At 59.5% G+C, this 22,709-nt stretch carries 15 protein-coding genes; 8 read left to right on the forward strand and 7 right to left on the reverse strand.

All coding sequences use genetic code 11. From position 1 onward, the window contains the following. Positions 1-58: 58 nt before the first annotated feature. A complete protein-coding gene (locus MJQ68_RS01465) occupies positions 59-2,236 on the reverse strand; it encodes a sensor histidine kinase (protein ID WP_238749199.1) in 2,178 nt (725 codons plus the stop codon). A gap of 102 nt (positions 2,237-2,338) precedes the next feature. Between MJQ68_RS01465 and MJQ68_RS01470 the strand changes: the two genes are divergently transcribed. Genes MJQ68_RS01470 through MJQ68_RS01480 form a run of 3 tightly spaced genes read left to right on the forward strand, consistent with a single transcriptional unit; the run spans position 2,339 to position 3,983 of the window. Then, the gene (locus MJQ68_RS01470) at positions 2,339-2,839 is read left to right on the forward strand and encodes a hypothetical protein (protein WP_238749200.1); all 501 of its coding nucleotides are present in this window, start codon (positions 2,339-2,341) and stop codon (positions 2,837-2,839) included. 6 nt (positions 2,840-2,845) lie between these two features. Then, on the forward strand, positions 2,846-3,466 hold the full coding sequence (locus MJQ68_RS01475) for a hypothetical protein (protein ID WP_238749201.1): 621 nt from the start codon (positions 2,846-2,848) through the stop codon (positions 3,464-3,466). Between the two features lie 19 nt (positions 3,467-3,485). After that, positions 3,486-3,983, forward strand: a complete 498-nt coding sequence (locus MJQ68_RS01480) for a DUF4174 domain-containing protein (protein ID WP_238749202.1) — start codon at positions 3,486-3,488, stop codon at positions 3,981-3,983. Here the strand turns inward: MJQ68_RS01480 and MJQ68_RS01485 are convergent. Next, complete coding sequence (locus MJQ68_RS01485) at positions 3,977-4,579, reverse strand: C40 family peptidase (RefSeq protein WP_238749203.1); 603 nt, start codon at positions 4,577-4,579, stop codon at positions 3,977-3,979. The two genes, MJQ68_RS01480 and MJQ68_RS01485, sit on opposite strands and share 7 nt — an antisense overlap. 88 nt (positions 4,580-4,667) lie before the next feature. Between MJQ68_RS01485 and MJQ68_RS01490 the strand changes: the two genes are divergently transcribed. Further along, positions 4,668-5,996, forward strand: coding sequence for a DUF58 domain-containing protein (locus tag MJQ68_RS01490; RefSeq protein WP_238749204.1), 1,329 nt, complete (start codon positions 4,668-4,670; stop codon positions 5,994-5,996). Here MJQ68_RS01490 and MJQ68_RS01495 read toward each other — a convergent pair. Then, entirely contained in the window at positions 5,993-6,361 is a 369-nt protein-coding gene (locus MJQ68_RS01495) for a YraN family protein (RefSeq protein ID WP_238749205.1), read from the reverse strand. The two genes, MJQ68_RS01490 and MJQ68_RS01495, sit on opposite strands and share 4 nt — an antisense overlap. A 130-nt stretch (positions 6,362-6,491) precedes the next feature. On the opposite strand from MJQ68_RS01495, the gene MJQ68_RS01500 reads away from it, so the two are divergent. Continuing rightward, on the forward strand, positions 6,492-7,121 hold the full coding sequence (locus tag MJQ68_RS01500) for a hypothetical protein (RefSeq protein WP_238749206.1): 630 nt from the start codon (positions 6,492-6,494) through the stop codon (positions 7,119-7,121). A gap of 71 nt (positions 7,122-7,192) precedes the next feature. Here the strand turns inward: MJQ68_RS01500 and MJQ68_RS01505 are convergent, their stop codons facing one another. Continuing rightward, positions 7,193-7,777 carry a YcjF family protein gene (locus tag MJQ68_RS01505; protein ID WP_238749207.1) on the reverse strand — a complete coding sequence of 195 codons (585 nt, stop codon included), beginning with the start codon at positions 7,775-7,777 and terminating at the stop codon, positions 7,193-7,195. A 79-nt stretch (positions 7,778-7,856) separates the two neighbouring features. Continuing rightward, positions 7,857-8,876 (reverse strand): nucleoid-associated protein, encoded by a 1,020-nt coding sequence (locus tag MJQ68_RS01510; protein WP_238749208.1) that lies wholly within the window; start codon positions 8,874-8,876, stop codon positions 7,857-7,859. 223 nt (positions 8,877-9,099) lie between these two features. Between MJQ68_RS01510 and MJQ68_RS01515 the strand changes: the two genes are divergently transcribed. Next, the gene (locus MJQ68_RS01515; RefSeq protein ID WP_238749209.1) at positions 9,100-9,819 is read left to right on the forward strand and encodes a pirin family protein; all 720 of its coding nucleotides are present in this window, start codon (positions 9,100-9,102) and stop codon (positions 9,817-9,819) included. A 72-nt stretch (positions 9,820-9,891) separates the two neighbouring features. Here MJQ68_RS01515 and MJQ68_RS01520 read toward each other — a convergent pair whose 3' ends face one another. Continuing rightward, on the reverse strand, positions 9,892-13,440 hold the full coding sequence (locus MJQ68_RS01520) for a VCBS repeat-containing protein (protein ID WP_238749210.1): 3,549 nt from the start codon (positions 13,438-13,440) through the stop codon (positions 9,892-9,894). A 235-nt stretch (positions 13,441-13,675) separates the two neighbouring features. On the opposite strand from MJQ68_RS01520, the gene MJQ68_RS01525 reads away from it, so the two are divergent. Together MJQ68_RS01525 and MJQ68_RS01530 are read left to right on the forward strand one after the other, a co-directional pair. Continuing rightward, complete coding sequence (locus MJQ68_RS01525) at positions 13,676-16,912, forward strand: SusC/RagA family TonB-linked outer membrane protein (RefSeq protein ID WP_238749211.1); 3,237 nt, start codon at positions 13,676-13,678, stop codon at positions 16,910-16,912. 23 nt (positions 16,913-16,935) lie between these two features. Then, positions 16,936-18,663 carry a RagB/SusD family nutrient uptake outer membrane protein gene (locus tag MJQ68_RS01530; RefSeq protein WP_238749212.1) on the forward strand — a complete coding sequence of 576 codons (1,728 nt, stop codon included), beginning with the start codon at positions 16,936-16,938 and terminating at the stop codon, positions 18,661-18,663. A gap of 72 nt (positions 18,664-18,735) precedes the next feature. Here the strand turns inward: MJQ68_RS01530 and porU are convergent, their stop codons facing one another. Continuing rightward, entirely contained in the window at positions 18,736-22,620 is a 3,885-nt protein-coding gene (porU, locus tag MJQ68_RS01535) for a type IX secretion system sortase PorU (protein WP_238749213.1), read from the reverse strand. Positions 22,621-22,709: the final 89 nt, after the last annotated feature.

The following is a 22,709-nucleotide window of genomic DNA, read 5'->3' on the forward strand; positions in this document are numbered from 1 at the left end:
GATTTCGTGCGAAAAAACGTGGGGGTGTTGCGGGACATCTACACTAACCGATCGTATCCTAACTTGTTTTCTCAAAAATTGGGGCGGGTAGGTCGGTGTGAAAAAGAAACGTGACCCCCTGGTCCGGATTACTCTCGATGCGTATGTCTCCGTGGTGCCGCTTGATGATGCGACGCACGATGGCCAGCCCGACTCCATTACCGGCGTAGTCTTCCTGGGTGACCAGACGGTTGAACATGCCGAATACCCGCTGTTGGTGCTGCGTCTCGATACCGATACCGTTGTCACAGATGAAGAACTCGCCGAAGCGCGCGCCAGCGGCGGCGGGGCGGAAGCCAATGACGATCTCGGCTTTTTTGCGTGTTCCGCTATACTTGATCGCATTGGAGATAAGCTGCCGAAAGACTACGGCCAGCTGGTCGCGGTCTCCGCGAATGGGAGGCATAGGCTGCTGCACGGTCAACTCAGCGGCGAGGCCCATCTGCTGATTGACATCGCGGAGGGTGTCAGCCACTAAGTCCGCCACGCTAATGTCGTTGATGATCAACTTGGCCCGGCCCACCCGGCTCAACTCCAGAATATCGGCGATGAACTGGTTCATCCGGGCGGCATTGTACTGGATCGTCTGGATGATCTCCTTTCCCCCCTCCCCGATACCGGTGCCGTAATCCTCCAGTAAGATTTCCGCAAAACCATCGATGCCCCGCAGCGGCGCGCGTAAGTCGTGACTGACCATGTAGCTGAAGTCCTCCATCTCGGCGTAGGCCGTTTTGAGCTGCTGATTGACGCGGCGTAGATGGGTATAACGCTCCATGACCACATCGCGGACAAAGGCCTGCAGATCACGGGCCGCCCGTATCTGCGCCATAGACCAGGCCAGCGCGTAGCCCCGGCGCGATTCCGTTACAGACACGTATCGCGCCTCCCCCGTTTCCTGCTGGTTGTTGTCCGAGCTTCCATATATGATCTCCTCCACCAATTCGGGACGGAACCAGATGATCCACTCCGACCTACTGGCATTAAGGGGAAGGAATAGTATCCCGGACGCCAGCTCACGCAAGTGCTCACTACCGTATTGCTTTTCCAGGCAGTTGGTCACGAACAGATCCTCCGTGCCAGAAGCTTGTCGACACCAGACTGCGAGCTCGAGCACCTCGTGCTTCGGGGGAGTAATGCCAAGGACGGCAAACTTATCCTCTACCAATAGTGCTGCTCCGGAGCTGGGTGTTACGTATTCCAGCAGAGAGGGATCGGTGCCTAGCAATCCCTTACGCAGTGTAGAAGCGCCGGCGATACGCTCCCGCAGGGTCGAGCGCACTACATCGGAGGATAGCAGCCGCTGCCGCATCTCCTCCAGCAGACGGTACGTAATATTCTGGCCCGTAAGGGTACCGATCAGGTGGGCGAACGTGCGCAGTTGATAGTCGAGCCGGGTCTCCGGGATGGCGTGGCCGAAGAGCATTCCCCAGGGTTTACCATCTACTATGATGGCAATACTCAATAGGGTTTTGAAAGCAGACTCCACCATAAACTGCTCAAAAATGGGGTAGGGGGTCCGGCAACCTAAATAGTAATTGACACTGTGCGTTCCGGCACCGAGATCACCCTGTACCGTAGCGAAGGGTATGGAGGATATTGCGAAGTTCAGTACCGTCTCCCGCTCGTGCAATTTGTAGCCTTCATCCGGGAAGTCGGAGGCGCGAAAGCGTAGGTTCAGCATGGCGGGCAAGCGACCATCGTTATACTCGTTGCGTACCAATCCGGCGCCATTGTCTTCAAACTGGTAGGCGATCACGCGGTTGAACTTAAGGTATGCGGCCAGCTTTTGGCACACCATATTGAGCAGTTCGTTGGAGTCGCTAGCCTCCAAGAGTCCTTTAGTGATGTCGTTGAGAGCTACCTCCCGATCCAGGCTGCCTAGTTGATTTTGCAGGTAAGGTTCGATCTCAAGGACGATGACGTCCTGGTCAAAAAAGGGGATGATCTGGCGGTGCCCCCAGTCTACCGGACCATCGCTGCCGATGCGCTGGGGCAGCGGGACGCGCCGATCCCGGTTAGCCGGCAGTCCGTCCAAAATATCCTGGGGGAACAAGTCCGTAGCTGCCCATCCGACCATGGCACCCGCGGCCGCGCCCGTGATGTCCTGCAGGTTGCTGCTCGCCGCGCGCACCGTATGGGTAGCAGCGTCTAGCACCACCACATGGGCGTAGGATTGAATTTTATTGTCAGCGGGCATCTGTATAAGACTAAGCGTAGGGGAGCAACCGCTTGTTTGCGTAAGTGACATAAAAAGGGTGGGGAAAAATAAACCAGCCCTGGCCTGCAGACCTATATACCTATGTCCCCCCACGAACGCCTACTCCGACACCCAGGACTGCTGCCCCTCTGGGATAGTATGGAGCGGGAACACCGTATGAAGCAACTCACCGCGGTAGGCCTGGTGGTGGTGGGTCTGGCGACCTGTCTGTTCACCCTGCGCTACTCCGCGGTATTCCCCTTTCTGGGTATTCTGGGCGCCACGCTGGGGGTGTACTGGCTGGTGCGTCTGCTGGGCGAACAACCCGCCGCCGCCTGGCGGGAAGATCTACGCGAGGCACCCCACCGCATCGTGTGGGTGTACGGTATGGTCACCGAACGCATGCCCTTCGGGCTGAACCTGATGCACAGTGCCACCCTTTACCTGGTGGACGACCGCGGGGAGGCACATGACTTCAGTCTGCATCCCGAGCAGCTCCTACTGGTCACCAAAACCCTGAACCGACTCCTGCCCCACGCTGAATTCGGCTACACCGAAGAGCGCGAGCAGCGGCTCCGGGGCACCGTCACTCGCTTTAACTAACTCGCTATGGCTAACTTTTGGGATAAGATCACGGCGCTCTTCGATGCGGCGGCCGAAAGCACGCCGCAGGCACCGGCCGTGCACGAGTTGATCGAGCGCGATACCGAAGAGGTAGCCGACTACGAGCGGTGGAAGAAAACGCTGGCCCGCCGCCGGCTCTTCGACTGGATCACCGATCAGTACGCCCTGTTTCTGACGGGGCGGCAGTCCGATCAGTCCGTCAGCTTTCTGGATACCACCAGTAGCAAGGGCTTTGTGGTGCACTTTCACGAGACGCAGTACCGCCGCGAGGAGATCAACCACTTCTTTCACTACCTCAAGGAGCGGGTCCTGGCCCTCAACTACCGCACGCAGATCAGCGACCGGCGCGTCTTCAGCCGGCAAGACTGGGTAGAGACCCAGGAGCGTCACTACCTCAAGCCCCGTACCCGGCACCAGCGGCAGACCGCCCCCCTGGAGCGCGGTGGACTAGACCAGAAGTTTGGCAACATCACCGTCGAGCTGGAACTGCGCGACGACCTGCCCTGGAACCTGCGGCTGCGGGCTACGACCTATCAGGACTCCCTCTACGGCGAGCCGGAAAGCTTCCGGGCCCTGCTCATGGCGCTATCCGGAACATCCGACTAAGGGACTGTGTTTCAGGGGTATGAAAGCCTCCGCCCTCCTGATCTGCCTGTCCGTGCTACTGCCCCTCACTGCTACGGCACAGAGTCTGAGCGACTATCAGTGGAAGGCTAGGCTAATTCTCGTATTCACCCCCGATATCAGCGACCCACTCTTTGTAGAGCAGTACGGATTACTCCAGCAGGCCGCAGAGGAACTGGAGGAGCGTATGATCAAGATCATGCTGATCACCCCGGACGGCGAGCACGAGAATACCGGCATCTTTCTGGGAGAAAGCGCCTCGCGGTATTTCTACGATCACTTCAGCGCGGAGCCCTACCAGATGGAGCTGATCCTGGTGGGCCTGGATAGCTACGAAAAGTACCGTGCCAGAAACACCGTGACCCCGCCCTCCGTACTGCTCAACCTCATCGACAGTATGCCGATGCGGCAGCAGGAGATTCAGCAGGGCTATAATAACAAGAGCCAGATCAACCAGACCGAAAGCGTACTACCGACCGAGACGGGCGGCGGCTACTGAATCAGGTCCTTAACGGTATAGATCTTGGGCCGCCAGTAGGAGGACGCAAGGATATTTTCCCGAATAACGCCCCGGCTGCTGGTGGGGTGGATCACCCAGATCTCCCCGGGTGCTGCTGACACGATCATCGAAACGTGAAACACCGGCTGGTTGGCCCCACGACGGTAGAACACCAGATCGCCGGGTTGGGCCGTAGCGGGGTCGATCTGCCGGCCCTGTCGCGCCTGGTCGCGGCTCACGCGCTGGATGTCCAGCCCCTGGTCGTTGTACAGGTACTTCACGAAGCCGGAGCAGTCGAAGCCCTCCCGGGGCGTATTACCACCGTATTTGTAGCGCAGTCCGAGGTACTGCTCCGCCTTACTCACTAAGTTGTTGCGTACGGCCGCCGTTGGTCCGGTGGGGGCCTCTTTCTTGCGGGGTACGGGTGGCGCGGTGCGAGTAGGGCGCGGTCGCGGGTGCCGAGTGGCGGTCCGATCCGTGCGCACAACGGCATCGCCCGAGGCGCGGGAGGGGTTGCGCACCGAGGTGGCCGGACGGAAGGAACTACAGCTTGCGAGTAATCCGAACAGGAACAGCAGTAGAACGGGATGTTTCAAATGTGTGGTAGTTAGTACCGGGGGAACGCCGGCTACGGTAATTATAGTTTAGTTTGGGGCACCCGTGACGGCCCAAATACTCACCTTTATGAATCATTTAAGTGCGCTCTACCTGGGGAGCCGCTTTTTCCTGGGTCTTGCGGTAGTGAGTACCCTCAGTGCGATAGGCTTCTGGTACCCCGGCGCATTCTGGCTATCTACCGTGCTACTGGGCGTGCTGCTGCTGTTGGTCGTCTACGATACCTACCTCCTGCACTCCGCTGCTAAATCACTGACGGCGACGCGCCAGCCGCCGCCCGTCTTCTCCCTGGGGGATGAAATGCAGGTGCATCTATCCCTGCACAATGCCGGGAGTCACGACCTCTGGCTCACCCTGATCGATGAGCTGCCCGAGCAGCTGCAACGTAGAGATCATCACATCTCGGTCTCCATCGCGGCGGGAGCGATGCTTACGACCAGCTACGGCCTGCGGCCCACGCAGCGGGGCGTACATAGCTTCGGTGCGCTCCAGCTATTCTTACGATCCGCCCTGGGCTTGGTCGAGCGGCGCGTAGCGGTGCCGCTTGCACAGTCCGTCGCCGTTTACCCCAGCATCGTACAGATGAAGCAGTTTGCGGCGCGGGGCCATGAGACCGTGCGGACGGGCGGCCGCCGCCGGCCCCGACCCGTGGCCAAGAGCTACGAATTCGATCAGATCAAGGACTACGTCCGCGGAGACGATCTGCGCAGTGTGAACTGGAAGGCCAGCGCGCGGCGGGGGGAGCTGATGGTCAATACCTACGTCGTAGAGCGGGCCCAACGCATCTACTGCGTAATCGACAAGAGCCGGTCGATGCTGATGCCATTTGCTGGACTGAGCCTGCTCGACTACGCTATCAACGCATCGCTGGCAGTTTCCAACGTGGTCCTGCGCCGCGACGACCGGGCCGGCCTGATCACCTTTTCCGACAAGCTCGGCGATGTACTCACCGCCGACAGCAAGCCCGATCAGCTGCGGCGTATTCTGGAGACGCTCTACCGGCAACAGGAACGGGAGGGGGAGAGCGACTACGACCTGCTGTACTATGCCACCCGGCGTTTTCTGCCCGCCCGGAGTATGCTGCTGCTATTCACCAATTTCGAGAGCAATAATGCGCTGGACCGGGTGCTGCCGGTACTGCGCCGCATCGGCCGCAACCACGCATTGGTCGTGATCCTATTTCAGAACACGGAAATCACCGAACTGCTGGAGCCCCCGGCCGCGAGCATCGAGGAGGTATACCGCAAGAGTACCGCGCGGCGCTACGTGCAGGAACGGGAACTGATGGCGGCCAGGCTACGGCAGAACGGTATACAGGTAGTGCTGACCCGTCCCGAGGACCTCACCGGAGCAACCATCTCCAAATACCTGGAACTCAAGGGGCGGGGAAGTATCTAGTGTAGTCCCGGAAAGAACACGTCCTCGTAGTGCTGCAGGGTATAATCGGCCGTGGAACGCAGGTGAATGGCAATGAGGTCGAAGCGGATCTCCCAGTCGTAGTTGGTTTGCTCCATGTACATGGAGGCGGCCCGGCTGATACGTCGCTGCTGTGGCCGCTTGAAGAACACACTGGGGTGACCGAAGGCCAGCGAGCTGCGCGTCTTCACCTCCACGAATACGAGGCGGTTCTCGAAGGCGGCGACCAGGTCGATCTCCGTGCGACGGTAGCGGTAATTGGTCGCCTCGATGGCGTAACCTAGGGCCTCGAGGTGTTGCCGGGCCAACGCTTCGCCACGATTTCCCGTCTTTTTGCGGTCGGTCATCAGGCCGAAAGGTAGGAAGTCGGCGCAGAATTGGCCGCCGTCCGTCATAGTGGCGGTTAAGCCCGCCGGGCACACACCCTTACCGGTCGTTCATTCCGTTATCTTTACTCCTCCATTTACGCTATCTTCTATGCTACGTTATCTACTCCCCCTCCTGTGCTGCCTCGTGTTTTCTACTTTTACTACCGCCCAGACGCGGGAAGATGCTGCCCGTGATGACATTCGCTACGGCAACCAGCGCAGCCAGCGGGAAACCTTTAATGAGGCGGGAGATATCTGGTACGGTGCCGGTGCGGTGCTACAGTTCTCGAGCTCCCGGTTCAGCAACCAGTTTCGGGTCGGTATCAATCCCATCGTAGGCTACAAGTTCAATAACATAATCAGCGCAGGCCCGCGGGCCAGCATCATCTACAATGCTTACGGCTTCGAGACCGGTACCGGCGGCGGCAGACTAAAGTCACGCAACTGGACCTGGTCGATCGGTGCCTTCACCCGGGCCAAGATCTACCGTGGCTTCTTCGTGCAGGCGGAGTACAGTCTGCTGAGTGATGTAGTCATCACCGGAGTCACCGCCAACGGGCAGCAGCTCATCGAGCAGCGGGCTACCCGGGCCGTTCCCTTCCTGGGGGCCGGACTGAGCCAGGGTGGTGGTCCCGGCATGGGCGGCTTCGAGATCCTGGTCATGTTTCGTCTTACCCAGCCCGACCGGCTGAATGACTCCCCCTACGAGTTCCGTACGGGCTTCAACTACAACTTCTAAGATAGCAGAAAGCCCCGCTACGTACTACGCAGCGGGGCTTTTTGTATTCGTCGACGAATGCCGAGGCAGGTTTAGGCCTTGTCACTCTCTTTATTGTCCATCAGGTAGCTGAAGTTGTTGCGGAAGCCGGCCACCTTGGTGGGGTTCCATTCACCCTGCTGAATCTGGGCGACCACGTGGTTGACGATCTCGCTGACGGTGATGTCGGCAGGGTTCTCACCGCTGGACATGCGTGCCTGGTAGATCTTACCGGTCTCGGCGGTCAGGAATCCGCTCAGGGCTGCCTGGGTAGCGCCGCCGATGAGGAACTTCAGGGGCGAGAAGGCTTTGGTAATGCTAGTGAGTACACCTGTGACCAAACGGCCGGCCAGGGAGGTAACCCCGGTGGTGATCGTCATACGGATCATCTGGTCGTCGATGTCGTACTCGTATACGTTGGCCAGTTCTTTAATCATCTTGACCTGGATGGCGGTCATGGCGGCTACGTCGAGGCCGAAGAAGGGAATCAGTCCCGTTGCAGTGCCGAACAGAGCATAGCGTTTGATGATAGCATCAGCCTGCTCCGCTTTGTTTGCGGTGTCCGTGGTAGTGGGCAGGTTCTCGCTGCTTGCACTTGCGGTAGAGGTAGTTTCGGGGTTCTGGTCGGTCGTAGCCATAGTAGTGGTAGTTTAGGTTAGTAGCTATACAACCTAGCGCAAGCGGGCAGATGTTCGCGCTCACACAGTATTTTGGGCCTTACTCCCCGTATTGATCCAGTAGTAGGGAGGCCAACTCCTCGCTATGGATGGTGATCTTGCCGCTCGCTTCGTCGATGTGTACCTGACCGTTGCGGAAATGATCCTTGGTGCAGGTGATGCTGATACCGCCCACCCCGGCCCGCAGGTAGAACTGGTTGCGCAGGGCTTTACGATCTACCCGGAAGCCCTGATCGATGGGGCTCTCCTGCTCGGCAAGCATATCCTTGAGCGGCTTTTCATTGCCGTAGAAGTGTGCATCGAAGTCTTCCACCCGAATGGTCTGCTGCGGGGCCTTGGCGGCATACTTGACCAGTGCCTTCTCGAAGTCTCCGTCGTTCATGGCAAAACCCGTCTCCCGGTCCTTGGGTACGGGCAGTTCTTCGACCATCTCCAGGAAGGAGTAGGTCAGCTCGGAGCTGGTTTCAGCCCGGTCGATACCTACCCAGTCGGTAAAGTACTGGCTGATGCTGCTCTGCGTACGGGCGTGGCGGATCATCTGTACGTTGCGTCCGGAGCCGGCCAGTAAGCGGGCCGCCATGGCCATATTCTGAATATCCAGGTAGGCGGTGGTCTGTAGTCGCAGGGCGTCCTGCTCCTCGTCATCCACAAAAACCATTCCCTCCGTATTGCGGATCATATAAATACCAAGCATACGCTGCTCCTCGATGGTGTAGTCGGCGAATAGCAGGTAGCCCCCCTTGGCCCCGGTTACACCCTGCAGGCTGTTTTTTAGCACGTCCATAGCGTTCTGGCTGAAGGTGACGAAGGCCGACCGGTTGCGGCCCTCCTCCAGCCAGTTCTGGTAGTAGGCGGGGAAAAGGCCCTCATCCGGTGCCACCAGGAAGCCCTGCAGGAGGTCGGACTTCCGCTCGAAGGTCTGGTCCAGCCGGCCGATCAGGTCCACGGCCTGCTCGGTGATGGCCAGGGGTTGAGTGCTGAGCAGCAGGTCGGCTTCGGCCATTTCGGGCTGCTTCTTGAGCTCGTGGACGATGAGGTGGTGTACGATTAGCTGATCCATGCGGCGAAGGTAGGTAGATCGCTACGCTCGTTAGACGCCTTCGGCTGGTTAGACCCCTGCGGGGGTGGACCGCTTCGCGGGTTAGACGCCTTCGGCTGGTTAGATCCCTGCGGGGGTGGACCGCTGTGCGGGGTTAGACGCCTTCGGGGTGGTAGATTGGGGCAACCTAATGTTTGATGAAGATGTTATACACTTGTATCTAATGTACATACAATAGTAAATCATGAAGACTGTTTATCACGCCGCTGACTCGCGCGGCCACGCTAATCACGGGTGGTTAAATACGCACCATACCTTCAGCTTCGGTAGTTACCGGGACGCACGGCGGACCAACTTCGGGGTGTTGCGCGTACTGAACGACGATGAGGTCGCGGCCGGTCGCGGATTTGGGTCACACCCCCACGATAATATGGAGATCATCTCTATTCCTCTGGAGGGAGATCTGGAGCACAAGGATAGTATGGGCAATACTACGGTCATCCGGCAGGGGGACATACAGGTCATGAGTGCCGGTACCGGCGTGGTGCATTCGGAAAAGAATAAGCACGCTGATCGCGAGGTCAAGTTCCTACAAATCTGGGTGTTTCCGAATGCGCGCAACGTAACGCCCCGCTACGACCAATTAGCGATGGATGCGGACAAGGAAACCAACGCCTGGCAGCAGGTGCTCGCTCCTCAGGCTGCTGCGGTAGCCGGTACCGTCTGGATCCATCAGGATGCTTACTTCAGTATCGGCCGCTTCGACGCGGGTACGCATACGGACTACACCTTCAACAAAGCCGGTCATGGCGTCTACCTGTTCATTCTTGAAGGGAGTGCTGAGGTAGACGGGCAGCAGCTCGGAACGCGGGATGGACTCGGCGTCACCGCTACGGAGCGCTTTACGCTTATCGCTGGGCCGGAGGGTGCGCGGGTCCTGGCTATGGAGGTTCCTATGAATTAGACCGCTGCGCGGGTAGATCGCCTTCGGCTCGTTAGACCCCTTTGGGGGTAGACCGCTGCACGGGTAGATCGCCTATCGGCTGGGTAGGGCGTTTGATTTGGTGAAGGAGACCTTTTCGGCTCCCGCCGGAAGCCAGATTCCGCGACTGCGCTGACTCAGGTAGCCGCTGCCCCAGTAGACCTCTTCAGTTACCGGCTTACCGTCTAGGATGTAGGTGACGCGCTGGACATCATCGTCCACAACCGTATAGGTCGGGTCTGCTCCGGTAGTTGATGGGGTGACTCGGTAGCTGCGGGTAGGCCCCTGGTTTTCGGCGGCGATCACGAGGGGGGTGCTGGCGAGGTTAAGCACGCTGAGGCTGCGACCATTGCCCGGCACGTAGATGCCCGAGGTGCCAAGTGATTGGACCTCGAAATTTTTCCGTTCCGGCACATATAATAGGACTAGGCCGTTAAGCGCATCCAGCATGCCCATGCCTGTTTCGGCACCGTAGTCGTTGCCGATAGCGATGAGATCCTGGTAGCCATCACCGTTTACATCCAGGGGCTGCACGCCGTAGAGCGGGGCGACCTGAGCCTCCCGGGGCAGCTCGTGGAAGGCAAAGGTTCCATCTCCCAAGTTCTCGATCCAGGCCGAGCGCAAATAGTTGGCGCGCAGTGCGGTGAGTTCGGCACTGGGGTAGCCCGCGACGATCTCATCGATCGTGGCCCGTCCGAAGGCATCGTGACGCGGGTAGCGCTGCTTGACGCTGATGAGTTGCTTTTCCGTGTCGGTACGCTGGTTGTGGGGGTACTCCCCGTAGGTGCCGTCTTCGGCCAGGGCGTAGTTGCTTACCAGTAGGTCGTAGCCGCCGTTGCCGTCGAAGTCCGCACCATAGAGGCCCACGTAATCCTGTCCGTTCTGCCGGTACAGGTTGTTGCTGCCGAAGTTGGTGGCTACATAGTCGATGTCTCCATCGTGGTCGAAGTCTGCACCCGTCAGTCCGTTCCACCAGCCTACGTGCTCGGCGAGGGTAGGGGGGGTAGCCTCGCTGAGTACGCCCTCCCGGTTGGTAAACAAGCGTAGGCTCATGCCCTGGCCAGCGATCAGTAGGTCTACCCAGCCGTCATTGTCGTAGTCCGTCCACAGGGCGTCACACACCAGGCCGAGGGCGCTCAGTTCGGGTAGGGGGGCTACCGCGAAGTGGCCCGAGCCGTCGTTCTCCAGCACGTAGCTGTCCACGGGTTCGGGGAAGCGGGCAGGCTGGAGACGGCCCCCGACGAACAGGTCCAGGTCGCCGTCGCGGTCGTAGTCGGCAGCCCGCACGCAGGAGCCACTGGAGTATACCCCGGGCAGTGCACCTTCGGCTACGGTAAAGGCACCGCTGCCGTCATTGAGAAGTAGCTGGTCCAAAAGTTCGGGACGGTCGATACTCAGCTCGCTACCGCCGCTCACCAGGTATAGGTCCTGGTCACCGTCACCGTCCGCATCGAAAAACAGGCTGCCTAGTTCCTCCGGACCCTTGTCTACGGGCAGCGGCGAAGCCATTCGGAAGCTGGCTTCCCCCGCCGCACCGGGCTGCTGCAGCAGGAGGTAGCCAGGGAAGAAGTGACTGCCGGAGCGGTACACATCATCTAGCCCGTCTCCATTGACATCGGCCACGGCTAACCCTGGCCCGTACTCGGAGAGTTTGTGGGGGAGCAAGGGCTGTACATTAAAGTCGATAAACAGACTATCGCGGTGCAGCGGTAGTTGGTCCAGGTGATCGGTCGCCTGCAGCAGGGGGGTGGGGAGACTGTCCTCTAGTACGAGCGCCTCCGTTCCATCTTCCTGCTGCAGTACGATCCGCTGGTCCCACTGCAGGCCGGCGTAAGCACGGCGCGTACCGTCCGGCCAGTCTACGACGACGTCACCCAGGGTATCACCGGCGGCAAAGCCAAAGTGCAGGTCGTCGGCCACACTGGAAAGAAAGCCGCGGGTGGGGTGGTGGTAGGCTGTCATGGGGTACTGCGGACCGTACACCGTCACCCGCGCGCCCAGCGCGGAGGTATTCAGTCCGCTACCCTCCAGCCGAAACTGCACCCAGTGGGTATCCGACGGCTGCGCGTCCCCGATCAGGGTGTTGCGAAACAGGAAGCAACTGTCGTTGATGTTATTGACTACGTAGTCCAGGTCACCGTCATTGTCCAGGTCGGCGTAGACCGCTCCGTTGCTGAACGAAGGGTAGTCCAGCCCCCACTCCGCAATGCGCTTGGTGAATACGGGTACGTTGCCACCGGTATTTTCATAGGCGTAATTCGGGATCTTGATCGAGGGGATCTGCGCCAGACGGATCTCCCGGCTGGCCAGCTGACTCATCTGCACGTTATAGTCCATGAAGTCGCGGTCCGTCACGTCACGCGGGAACCCGTTGGTGATGAGCAGGTCGCGGTCCCCGTCATTGTCTACATCGGCGGCCAGCGGACTCCAGCTCCAGTCGGTAGCGGCCACGCCGGCCTGCATACCTACCTCCTGGTACACCAGCGTGCTGTCCGTGGGGCGGGCCCCGAGTTGCAGCGTATTACGGGTGAACTGCGGCAGGTAGTCGAAGCGCGCATTATTAAGGTAGGCATTGTAGTTGTTGGGCGGCATCATGGCCTTGCGGCGCAGGTTGTTCTCCGGGTACATATCTACGCTGAACAGATCCTCTATGCCGTCGCCATTCAGGTCGGCTACGTCATTGCCCATGGCCGAGTAGCTGCTGTGCTTGAGGTAGTCGGCGGCGCGGTCGGTAAACGTGCCATCCTGATTGTTGATCCACAGCAGGTCGTTGCTCAGGTAGTCATTGGTGACGTAGAGGTCGGGCCAGCCATCCCGGTTCACGTCACTCACGCTCACGCCCAGGCCGTAGCCTTCGGTCAGGATACCGGCCTCCCGGGTCACCTCGGTGAAGCGGGGCAGGCCGTCGGCAGCTAGGCCGTCGTTGCGGTAGAGCTTATCGTTCTTGCGGCCGCTGCCGTCGGTCCGTTTGGGCAGGTAGCGGTTGGGGATGGCGCGGTCGTCCATTTCGTTGACCAGTACGTACAGGTCGAGATCGCCGTCGCGGTCGTAGTCCAGAAATGCGCTCTGAGTCGTGTGGGAGGTGTCGGCGAGGCCGCAGGTGCGGGCTACTTCCCGGAAGCGGGGGATAGAGACCCCCTGTCCATTGTCCTCACTACCCTGGTTGATGTACAGCAGGTTCGCCCGTAAGCTAGCGGGCTCACGCACGGTGGCGCTCACGTAGAGGTCAGGCAGACCATCGCCATTGACATCACTGACTGTAATACCACTGCACCAGCGGCCGCGCCCGCTTACCCCTGCCTGCTCGGTGACGTCCAGAAACTTGAAGTCGCTCAGGTTGAGGTAGAGGCGGTTGTCGGCCGTGTTGCCGCTGAAGTAGAGGTCGGTAAGGCCGTCGCCGTTGAAGTCGCCCGCGCCGACGCCGCCGCCGTTGTAGACGTACTCGAAGTCGAGGATGTTAAAGGTGTCGTTTTCGGTGATGCGGTTGGCGAAGGTCAGTCCACTCTCCGCGGTGGGCACCCGCACGAATAGGGTGGGAGGGGTAGAATCACAGCCCGAGACCAAAAGAACGAACACGAAGAGAAGGAAGCTACCGGTACGCATGCTGGACAGTAAAGTGGGAGTCGCCAAGATAGCCCACGTACCGGCTGGAGGCGTGAACTTTTCGCTAGAATCTTAAACAGAAGTCGCTGCTATGTAGGCCCCCCGGCGAAACAAATAATTTGGATTTGCATGGTTTTTCTAAAATTGAGTATGTTCGCAGTACCTTACGACTAGATACCGGAGTGCTGTACATTTCGGACGTTAATCAACTTCGACTCACTAATTCTACTTGATCATGAACAGACTTATAGGCCTCATCGTGGCGCTGTGTCTTACAGCCGCCGTGTACGGGCAAACTACTGTCACGGGTAATATCCAGGATGCGGATGGCTTCCCCCTCATCGGTGCTACCGTGCTGGCCAAGGGCACTACCGTAGGTACGGTAGCCGACTTCGACGGCAACTACTCACTCACCGTTCCCGAAGATGTCGTGGAGCTGGAATATTCCTTCACGGGCTACGAGACCCAGACCGTCGTACTGAGCGGACAAACGGTCGTAGACGTGATCATGAGCGAGGGGGTAGCCCTGGACGAGATCGTGGTGACCGGCTATTCGGTCGGTACGAAGCGACAGACCACCGCTGCCATCTCTACGGTATCCACCGAAGAGCTCGCCGCCGTTCCTTCGGGCAACGTCGAGCAGCAGCTGCAGGGCCGCGCGCCCGGTGTGACCGTCATTACGAACGGACAGCCCGGTACGACCTCCATTATCCGTATTCGCGGCTTCGGCTCCTTCGGTGGCAACGCACCCCTCTACGTAGTGGACGGTGTACCCATTGACAACATCGAATTTCTTTCCCCCGACGACATCGAGGCTACCTCCGTACTGAAGGACGCCGCTTCGGCCTCTATCTACGGTGCCCGTGCCGCCGGTGGAGTTATCGTCATTCAGACCAAGCGGGGCAAGAAGACCCCCCAGCCCCTCACCATCAGCTACAACGGACTGGTGGGTCTGACCGACCCCGGTGAGGGTCAGGAATTCCTGACCCCGCAACAGGATGCGGACAAGACCTTCGAGGCCCTGCGCAACGACGGACTGCAGCCCGGTGACGATGCCTGGGGACACCCCCAGTACGGCAACGGTGCCACGCCGGTGCTTCCTGACTACCTACTGGTAGGCAATCGTTTCGGTGTAGTCGGCAACGTCGACCTCGACGCCGAGCGGGAGAACTACAACATCGATGCGCGTTTCGGCCCCCTGTATCAGGTCGTGCGTGCTAACAAAGAAGGTACCGACTGGTATGACGCCATCACCCGCACGGGTATCCTGCAGCGGCATACGCTGGGTTTCCAGGGCTCTACGGAGGACCTGCGGTACTACGTCGGTCTGAGCGCCCAGGTACAGGAGGGAATCCTGCTGTACAACGACCTGGATCGCTACAGCCTGCGCGCCAACACTGAATTCGACCTGGGCAACCGGGTACGCATCGGTGAGAACCTGCAGATCACCTACCGCAGTGCTACCGGCCAGATCGGTGGCGGTGGCGGTGCCGGCGTTGCCCGTGACGAGAACAGTATCCTCGGCGCGGCCCGTATGAACCCCATCATTCCCGTCTACGACGAGTTCGGCGGTTTTGCCGGTACGGCTGCCCAGGGTTTTGCTAACCCCCGCAACCCCCGCGCCGAGCGGGAAGGTGTGAAGAACAACCAAAACTTCAGCACCGCGACCTTTGGTAACGTGTACATCGAGGTAGACCCCATCGAAGCGATCACACTGCGGTCGAGCATCGGCGGTCGGTACCTGGAGTACAACGGCAATGGCTACAGCCGGCAGACGTACGAGAACTCGGAGAACAACAGCAGCTTCGGCTACAACGAGTTCCAGGGCTACTTCTTCGACTGGACGTTCACCAATACCGCGCGCTACAAGACGAACTTCGGTGCAAACAATGTAGATGTACTGGTAGGCGTCGAAGCGCTCTCCGCCGGCAATGGCCGACAGAGTGGTGCGAGTGGCATTAACCCCTTTAGCCGCAACCTCGACTTTATCAACCTGAACACGGTGAGTGCCAACCCTCCCGGCAGTGGGTACAACGTGCCGGTCAAGTTCTTCTCCACCTTCGGGCAGGTGAACTACAACTGGAACGATCGCTACTACGCTTCTGCTACCGTGCGCCGCGACGGATCGAGCCGCTTCGGTACGGACAGCCGCTACGGTACATTCCCCGCCTTTTCCGCCGCCTGGCGTGTTACCGGTGAATCCTTCATGGAAAACCAGAGCCTGATCACGGACCTGAAGATCCGTGGTGGTTGGGGACAGATGGGTAACTCCAACAACGTGAGTGCCTCGAACCGCTTTAGCCTCTTCGATCAGAGCGTCGGCCAGGCCAGCTACCCGATCACTGGATCTAACTCGACAGCCAGCAACGGATTCCGGCGTAGCCGGATCGGTACGGAGAGCGCCCGCTGGGAAGCAGCCATCACGACCAACATCGGTATGGATGCTACGCTCCTCAACGGCAAGATCGACTTCGTCGTGGATGTGTGGAGAAAGACGACCGACGACCTCCTGGTCGTACTGCCCCTTCCTAACGTAACCGGCCCTACCGCCGCAGCTCCGGCTGTCAATATCGGTAGCATGCTCAACCAGGGCGTTGATGCCGCCATCACCTACCGCAATACCTGGGGTTCCGGCTTCGGCGTGGAGGTCACGCTGAACGGTGCCCTACTGAAGAACGAGATCACCAAGTTCACCGACGATGTCGACTTCTTCGGCAGCGGTGGCTCTCGGATCAACGGAGACATCGTTCGCAACCAAGTGGGCAGCCCCCTGTCTTCCTTCTTCGGCTACCGGGTGATCGGTCTCTTCCAGAGCGACGACGAAGTAGTCAGTGCGCCTACCCAGGAGGGTGCCGCTCCCGGCCGCTTCCGCTTCGAGGACAACAACGGCCGCAACGACGACGGTGAGCTTACCGGTGTACCCGATGGCGTGATCGATGAAGCCGACCGTACGCTGCTCGGAAGTGCTGTCCCTGACTTCACCGGAGGCCTCAACCTCAAGCTGATCTACAAGAACTTCGACCTGACGTCCTTCTTCTACACCAGCCTGGGCAACGAGATTTACAACAACTCGCGGTGGTTCACCGACTTCTACGGTACGTTCAAGGGAGCAGCTATCTCCAGTCGTGTACTGGACAGCTGGTCACCCACCAATACCAATACCGAGATTCCTATCTACGAGACGGCCGCTAACTTCAGTACCAACCAGCAGTCGACCAGCTACTACGTAGAGGATGGCTCTTACCTGCGTCTGGTCAATCTGACGCTGGGCTACACGCTGCCCAACAGTGCGCTGGGTGGTGCATTCAATAGCCTGCGGCTAGCCGTCTCCGCTACTAACCTGTTCACCATCACGGGCTACGAGGGCCTCGACCCCGCCGTGGGAGGTGCCGCCGATACCAACTTCGGTGTTGATGTAGGTAACTACCCCGTCACCCGCGGATTCAACTTTCAGGTCGGTCTCAACTTTTAATCACGAATCGCAATTACTATATCATGCAACTTTATAAAAGACTCCCCCTGCTGTTCGTGGGGTCCCTCCTAGTCGGAGGACTACTATGGACGTGTAGTGACGACTTCCTGGAAGTTTCGCCCAAGGGTGCACTCGCACCATCCGTCCTCGCGACCGAGGCCGGTATCGAAGGCGTTCTGCTGGGCGCCTACGCTCAGCTCGGCGGCCGCGGAAACTACTTCGGCGGCTCCTCCAACTGGGCCAACGGCTCCATCCAGGGCGGCGAAGCCAATAAAGGGACGGACGACGGTGACTTCTCGGACATCAACGAACTCGTACGTTACCAGCTCCAGCCTACTTCCCGTATCCCCGCCGACCGGTGGAACGGACTGTTCGAAGGTGTTTCCCGTAGCAATCAGGTCCTCGAACTGCTCAGCCTTTCGGAAGATCCCCTGCTGACGGACGCTGACCGCACCCGCATCGAAGGGGAAGCCCGCTTCCTCCGTGCCCACTACTACTTTCAACTTCAGATCTCCTTCGGTCAGGCACCTTTTCTGACCCCGGGCCTGACTCTCGACGAGATCGTACAGGTAGTTTCCGGAGATGTATGGTCTGAGATTGAAGCGGACTTCATGTACGCCTACAATAACCTACCCGAGACCCTACCTGAAGATGGCCGTGCCAATAAGTGGGCCGCAGGAGCATACCTCGGCAAGACGTACATGCACCAGAGCAAGTACGAACCAGCTAAGACGGTACTGCGCGATGTAGTAGATAACGGACAAACTACCAACGGACAGAAGTATGGTCTGCTGGATAGCTACGCGAACGCCTTCAACGGTGACTTCGACAACAGCTTAGAGTCCGTTTTCGCCATTCAGGCAGCTGCGAATAGCGGTACCACCAACGTGGCGAATCCTGACTTCGTACTCAATTTCATCCAGGGAAACAAGCCCGGTGGCTGCTGTGGCTTCTTTCAGCCTAGCTACGACCTGGTAAACTCCTTCCGTACGGAGGACGGTCTACCCCTGCTGGACAATAGCTACAACTCGGCATCCAACAAGATCGCGGATGATCTCGGTATCGCTAGCTCGGATCCCTTCACCCCGGACACCGGCCCCATCGATCCACGGCTCGACCACAGTGTAGGACGTCGTGGTATTCCTTACCTCGACTGGCAGATCCACCCCGGTAAGTCGTTCATTCGCGACCAGGGATACGCTGGTCCTTACTCCCCTAAGAAGTTTGTATTCCGGCAGAGCCAGGAAAGCACCATCGCCGATGGTACCTCCTGGACGGCAGGTTACACAGCCATCAACTACAACCTGATCCGCTTCTCCGACGTGCTCCTACTGCTCGCCGAGGCCGAGATCGAAACCGGTGACCTAGAAGCCGGCCGCGAACTGATCAATCAGGTGCGTGCCCGTGCCAAGGACGATGAGAACTTCGTCATGATGGACGACGGTAGCCCAGCTGCTAATTACAGCATCGAACTGTACGAGCCATTCTCCGACCTGGATATGGCCCGTAAGGCAGTCCGCCTGGAGCGTAAGCTCGAGCTGAGTGGCGAAGGACACCGCTTCTTCGATCTACGTCGCTGGGGCATTGCCGAGCCTGAGCTGAACCGCATCATCGACAACGAGAAGCAGTACCTGCCCCTGGCATACGCCGGTGCAGAGTTTGTCACGCCTCAGGATCTTCTCTACCCCATCCCCCAGGGTCAGATCGACCTACAGGGTCCCGAGATACTTCCTCAGAACCCCGGTTACTAACCGACGTACTAAGCGATTCCAAAGGGGGTTGAAAGCACTGCTTTCAACCCCCTTTTTGTTTGTATTGCTTGCCTACCGTAGGATCACCAGCTTCTCCAGCTCCCCATTCACGGTATTCACCCCGTCGCCCCGTAGCCGCACCTGGTAGAGGTAGACGCCGCGGGCCAACTGGTCGCCATAGTCATCCAGGCCATCCCAGGCGATGCAATCATCCTGCCGGATGGAGCCGTCGCTAAAGTCGAAGGTCCGGTCGAGGGTCTTCACCAGCCGGCCACTGACCGTGTAGATCTGTACGACCGCCTCTACATTCTGTCCGATCAGGCTGTGGTCGAACTGGAAGCAGGTCTGGGTCGTAAAGGGGTTGGGGTAGTTCAGTACGTGGCTCAGGGCGGCTCCGGTCTCGCTGCTCACCACAAATTCAGTGGTAGCTACCGTGCTGTTATTGGCCACATCCCAGGCACGTACCGAGAGGGTATATACGCCGGGTTCGAGATCGAACAGCGGATACCGCACTTTGCCGCTGCGGAAGTTGTCCACGTCGGCTTCGTAGTAGTCGTTCAGGACGATCGCGTTACGGGTATCCCCGTCAATGACCGCCTCCAGGTCGTGCCCGATACTGTTCCCCGTCACGTTGATCCCCAGATCGTCCGATAGGTGAAGCAGGAGGACGGGGTCTTCGCCTACCTGCCCGCCCGATACGAAGTCCGTATCATCTAGATAGACGTCTACCTCCGGTCCGGCATCGTTGCCGGTATTCTCCTGGCTGGTGCCGCCGATGATGAGCTGGTCGTAAAAGCCCGCCGCATCGGTAAACTGCGTACGATCGGCAGCGTAGTAGCTCACCTTGCCAGGACCGTAGGCGTAGTCGATGTCGTTGGGGACCACGAATTCGAAGGAGAACTTGCCGTTGGTCACCGTAGCCCGGCCCCGGAAGACGATGCTGCGCTGTACTTCGATCTCGAGAAGCGGACTGCTGGCATCCTGCTGTAGCGTGGGGATGGTCTGCGCCTTATCGTAGATCGTCGGATATACCTCACCGTTGAAATCAGCTAGTAGGTTACCGGCCCCATCGACGATCTCACCACTGATACGCATTTTCTGCAGGGCACTTACCGTGTCCGTGCGCACACCATCTACGGACATGGTGTCCACCTGCGTAGTACGCACTCCGTGGGTTGGTAGAGCGATGACCGTCGCCGGATCACCCAGCAGGGTAAATTTGCGGGCATTCTGGGTGTCTCCCGAGAGAAAGCCCCGGTCGATGGGGGTAGTCTCGTTCTTCGCGATACGGATGATGTCACCGAGGCTACGCCACTCCCCGTCGGGGCGTTCGAGCATGGCCTGCACGGTATTGTCCGTCAATTCATAGTTCCGGGTAGCAAACACGGGCCGCGTAGTGGTCATCAGGGCGATCACCCCGCCGCGGGGCGTGAGCAGGGCCTCTTCACCCGCACTCACGAAGGAGGCATCGTCGTAGTTACTAAAGGTGCAGGTAGCCGTGATGAACACCGGCGGCTGAATGGGGTCGACCGCGTTCACCGGACGGGTCCAGTTGCGGATCTGGGGGATGGTAAGCACCCGCTCCTGCGCCCAACCGCGGGGACCGCCGTGGCCGAGGTAGGTGACGGCTAGCGCCCCCTTGAATATCGCCCGGTCCAGGCCCTCGCTGATCGCCGGGTACCGGTCGGCCGCCACCTGACTGACCTGCGGAAAGAGATCGAAGTACAACTTATCGAAGTTGAGGTCGGGCTTACGGGATTTTACCGCGTTGGCCACCCGGTTCACGTCGATCGTGTGGCGCCCCTGATCTTCGTCATCCCCCACAAAGACCATACGGGTACGCCAGTCGCCCAGGGCGCTGGGGTCCGTATCGTAGCGGATCAGTTTTTCTACGACCGGGCCAGCCTCGTCGGCCGACTTTACCGGCAGGCGCCCTACAGCCACGCTCAGATCGGGCCCGAGGGGTTGTCCGCCGGCCGCGGGAAGCATAATGCCGTAGAAATCATCAGCCGGAAAGCTGCGTACCTCCGTAAAGGCTCCCTGGTATTCGTAGGCGGGGATGAAGTTGTCCCCTAGTCCGTAGATGTTGCGGTGGTCGAAGCTACCGTCACCGAAGAGCAGCAGGTACCGCAGCCCCTGATCGCGTTCGTACAGCATGCGCACGAAATTGCGAATGGCCGCTGCGTCGTCCCGCCCGCTACTGAACTCGTTGTACACCTGCTGGGTAGTCACCAGTTGTACGGTGTAGCCGTTGTGATTGCGTCGGTGCTCGGCCAGACGCTCCGCCTGGGGCAGAAAGTCCGGATGGGTGACGATGACCATGTCCGCCGTAGACAGCCCGTGTAAGTTTTGGTTCTCTATGCGGCCCACTGCCCGGGGCGTGAGTAGGGCGCTGCCCGGTCGGAATGCCACGTACTCGTAGAGCCGCCCTCCCGGAGCCGTAAAACTACCGCCGGACAGGCTGGCCTGTCGCACCTCACTGCTGTCGATCCGCCAGATACGGGTATCGGCGGGCGGATTGAGCAGGTTGAACGTGAGCGAAGCAGCCGTACGACTCCGGGTATCCCGAAAGCCAAACTGGTCCTGCCCCCCGAAGCTCAGCCGGCGGCGGGCCTGTAGCTCGATGTAGTCCAACCAACCCTCGCTCTGGCTGGCCCCACCCGGTACGGGGTAGGTCAGTTTGATGCTCACGCGCTCGCTGGCATTCTGCACCGTACCCACCAGATCCGTAACGTCCACGGCCGATTGCTGCTCCTGGGCCCCGAAGTTGACACGGGATCCTAAAAAGCTACTGATCTCCTGGCCGTTCACATTGAGAAAGAAGGCACTCGTGGTGGTAGACCGCAGTCCCATCCGTGCGCGTACCCCCATCGGCTCGCCGGTCACCACATCGGGAATCACCGCGAACTCAGGGAAGTTCCGCTCCCGGTTTACCCGGAAGAACTCCCCGAACCAGGTCTGCCCGGAACCATGACTGTTGCCACCGATCTCGTGTAGTACGTTACTGCGGTCTTCCTCGTAGCGGTACAGCGCATCATAGCTATCGACTACCGTGCCGCCGGAGCCAGCCGGTAGGGCAGTCACCCGCCGGCCGCGACCGGCCGTACCGATCTGCAGGAAGTAGTAATTTTCCTGGGCGTATATATTCTTGGTGTAGATAAAGCGATTGGCCAGAGGGTCGTACCGCCGCTCGTCCGGCCCTTCCGCGTAGAGGAGAATGAAGTCACCCGAGTCAAAACGCCCGTCGTCCTCCCCCTCGATGGCAATGGCCTGCTCGACCAGGTCATCAGGCGCCTGCACATTATTCGTCTCCGGCAGCATCCCGCCGCCCTGACCGTATATCTTGATGTCGCGCGGATCTACCCCCTCCAGTCCCATCATCCTGAGTTCATCGATCAGGAAAGATCGCGTAAGCTTGTATACGCCGGTAGCGGGAACGGCGAAATGGTAAATGTCTCCCTCCCGCAGCACCGAGGCCGTGGCAAACTCAGCCACTCGTGCACTGGCTGAGCGTCCGCCAACGGTCGGCACGACGCGCAGGGCTACCGTCAGCAGCCGTTCGTAGCCACCGGCCGTGCGGATCACGGACGGCCCGCTCACCTTACCCAACCACCCCTCGGGCTGCTGCACGGCCGTATAGTCGAAGGTGAAGGCCTCCGGTACTTCGGCCCGGAAGGTACTGGGTGGCGAGAAGGGCTCCGATTCCAGCCGTACGATCTCTACCCGACTATCGGCTCCGGTGGTGGCGCGAAAGGTGTGGACGAAGGCGGGTGTCTCCCCGGAGCGTACCGCGGCTGCGTCTCCGCCCAGGGTGTAGGAGAGTACGGCACTGCGCTGCCCCTCCCACTCGATGGTCTGCGCTTCCTGCCAGTCCAGGGACTGTTGAATAACTTCCTGAGCCCCAAGGGAAAAGGCAAGGCAGAGAAAAAAGAGCAGACTAATGGTGGACTTGAGCATACGGTGGGGTTGGGACGCAAAATTAAGATACACTGCGGCCGGGGAAACGTTGTTCCGCCGCCGCACATTACGGGGGCTGTCGGCCGAGC

This window comes from Neolewinella maritima (genome assembly GCF_923081025.1).
Lineage (GTDB): Bacteria > Bacteroidota > Bacteroidia > Chitinophagales > Saprospiraceae > Neolewinella > Neolewinella maritima.

Bases quoted from the DNA above. Each gene is read 5' to 3' on its own strand.
- MJQ68_RS01465 (WP_238749199.1), bottom strand. From the start codon at position 2,236: ATGCCCGCTGACAATAAAATTCAATCCTACGCCCATGTGGTGGTGCTA.
- MJQ68_RS01470 (WP_238749200.1), top strand. From the start codon at position 2,339: ATGTCCCCCCACGAACGCCTACTCCGACACCCAGGACTGCTGCCCCTC.
- MJQ68_RS01475 (WP_238749201.1), top strand. From the start codon at position 2,846: ATGGCTAACTTTTGGGATAAGATCACGGCGCTCTTCGATGCGGCGGCC.
- MJQ68_RS01480 (WP_238749202.1), top strand. From the start codon at position 3,486: ATGAAAGCCTCCGCCCTCCTGATCTGCCTGTCCGTGCTACTGCCCCTC.
- MJQ68_RS01490 (WP_238749204.1), top strand. From the start codon at position 4,668: ATGAATCATTTAAGTGCGCTCTACCTGGGGAGCCGCTTTTTCCTGGGT.
- MJQ68_RS01495 (WP_238749205.1), bottom strand. From the start codon at position 6,361: ATGACCGACCGCAAAAAGACGGGAAATCGTGGCGAAGCGTTGGCCCGG.
- MJQ68_RS01500 (WP_238749206.1), top strand. From the start codon at position 6,492: ATGCTACGTTATCTACTCCCCCTCCTGTGCTGCCTCGTGTTTTCTACT.
- MJQ68_RS01505 (WP_238749207.1), bottom strand. From the start codon at position 7,777: ATGGCTACGACCGACCAGAACCCCGAAACTACCTCTACCGCAAGTGCA.
- MJQ68_RS01510 (WP_238749208.1), bottom strand. From the start codon at position 8,876: ATGGATCAGCTAATCGTACACCACCTCATCGTCCACGAGCTCAAGAAG.
- MJQ68_RS01515 (WP_238749209.1), top strand. From the start codon at position 9,100: ATGAAGACTGTTTATCACGCCGCTGACTCGCGCGGCCACGCTAATCAC.
- MJQ68_RS01520 (WP_238749210.1), bottom strand. From the start codon at position 13,440: ATGCGTACCGGTAGCTTCCTTCTCTTCGTGTTCGTTCTTTTGGTCTCG.
- MJQ68_RS01525 (WP_238749211.1), top strand. From the start codon at position 13,676: ATGAACAGACTTATAGGCCTCATCGTGGCGCTGTGTCTTACAGCCGCC.
- MJQ68_RS01530 (WP_238749212.1), top strand. From the start codon at position 16,936: ATGCAACTTTATAAAAGACTCCCCCTGCTGTTCGTGGGGTCCCTCCTA.
- porU (WP_238749213.1), bottom strand. From the start codon at position 22,620: ATGCTCAAGTCCACCATTAGTCTGCTCTTTTTTCTCTGCCTTGCCTTT.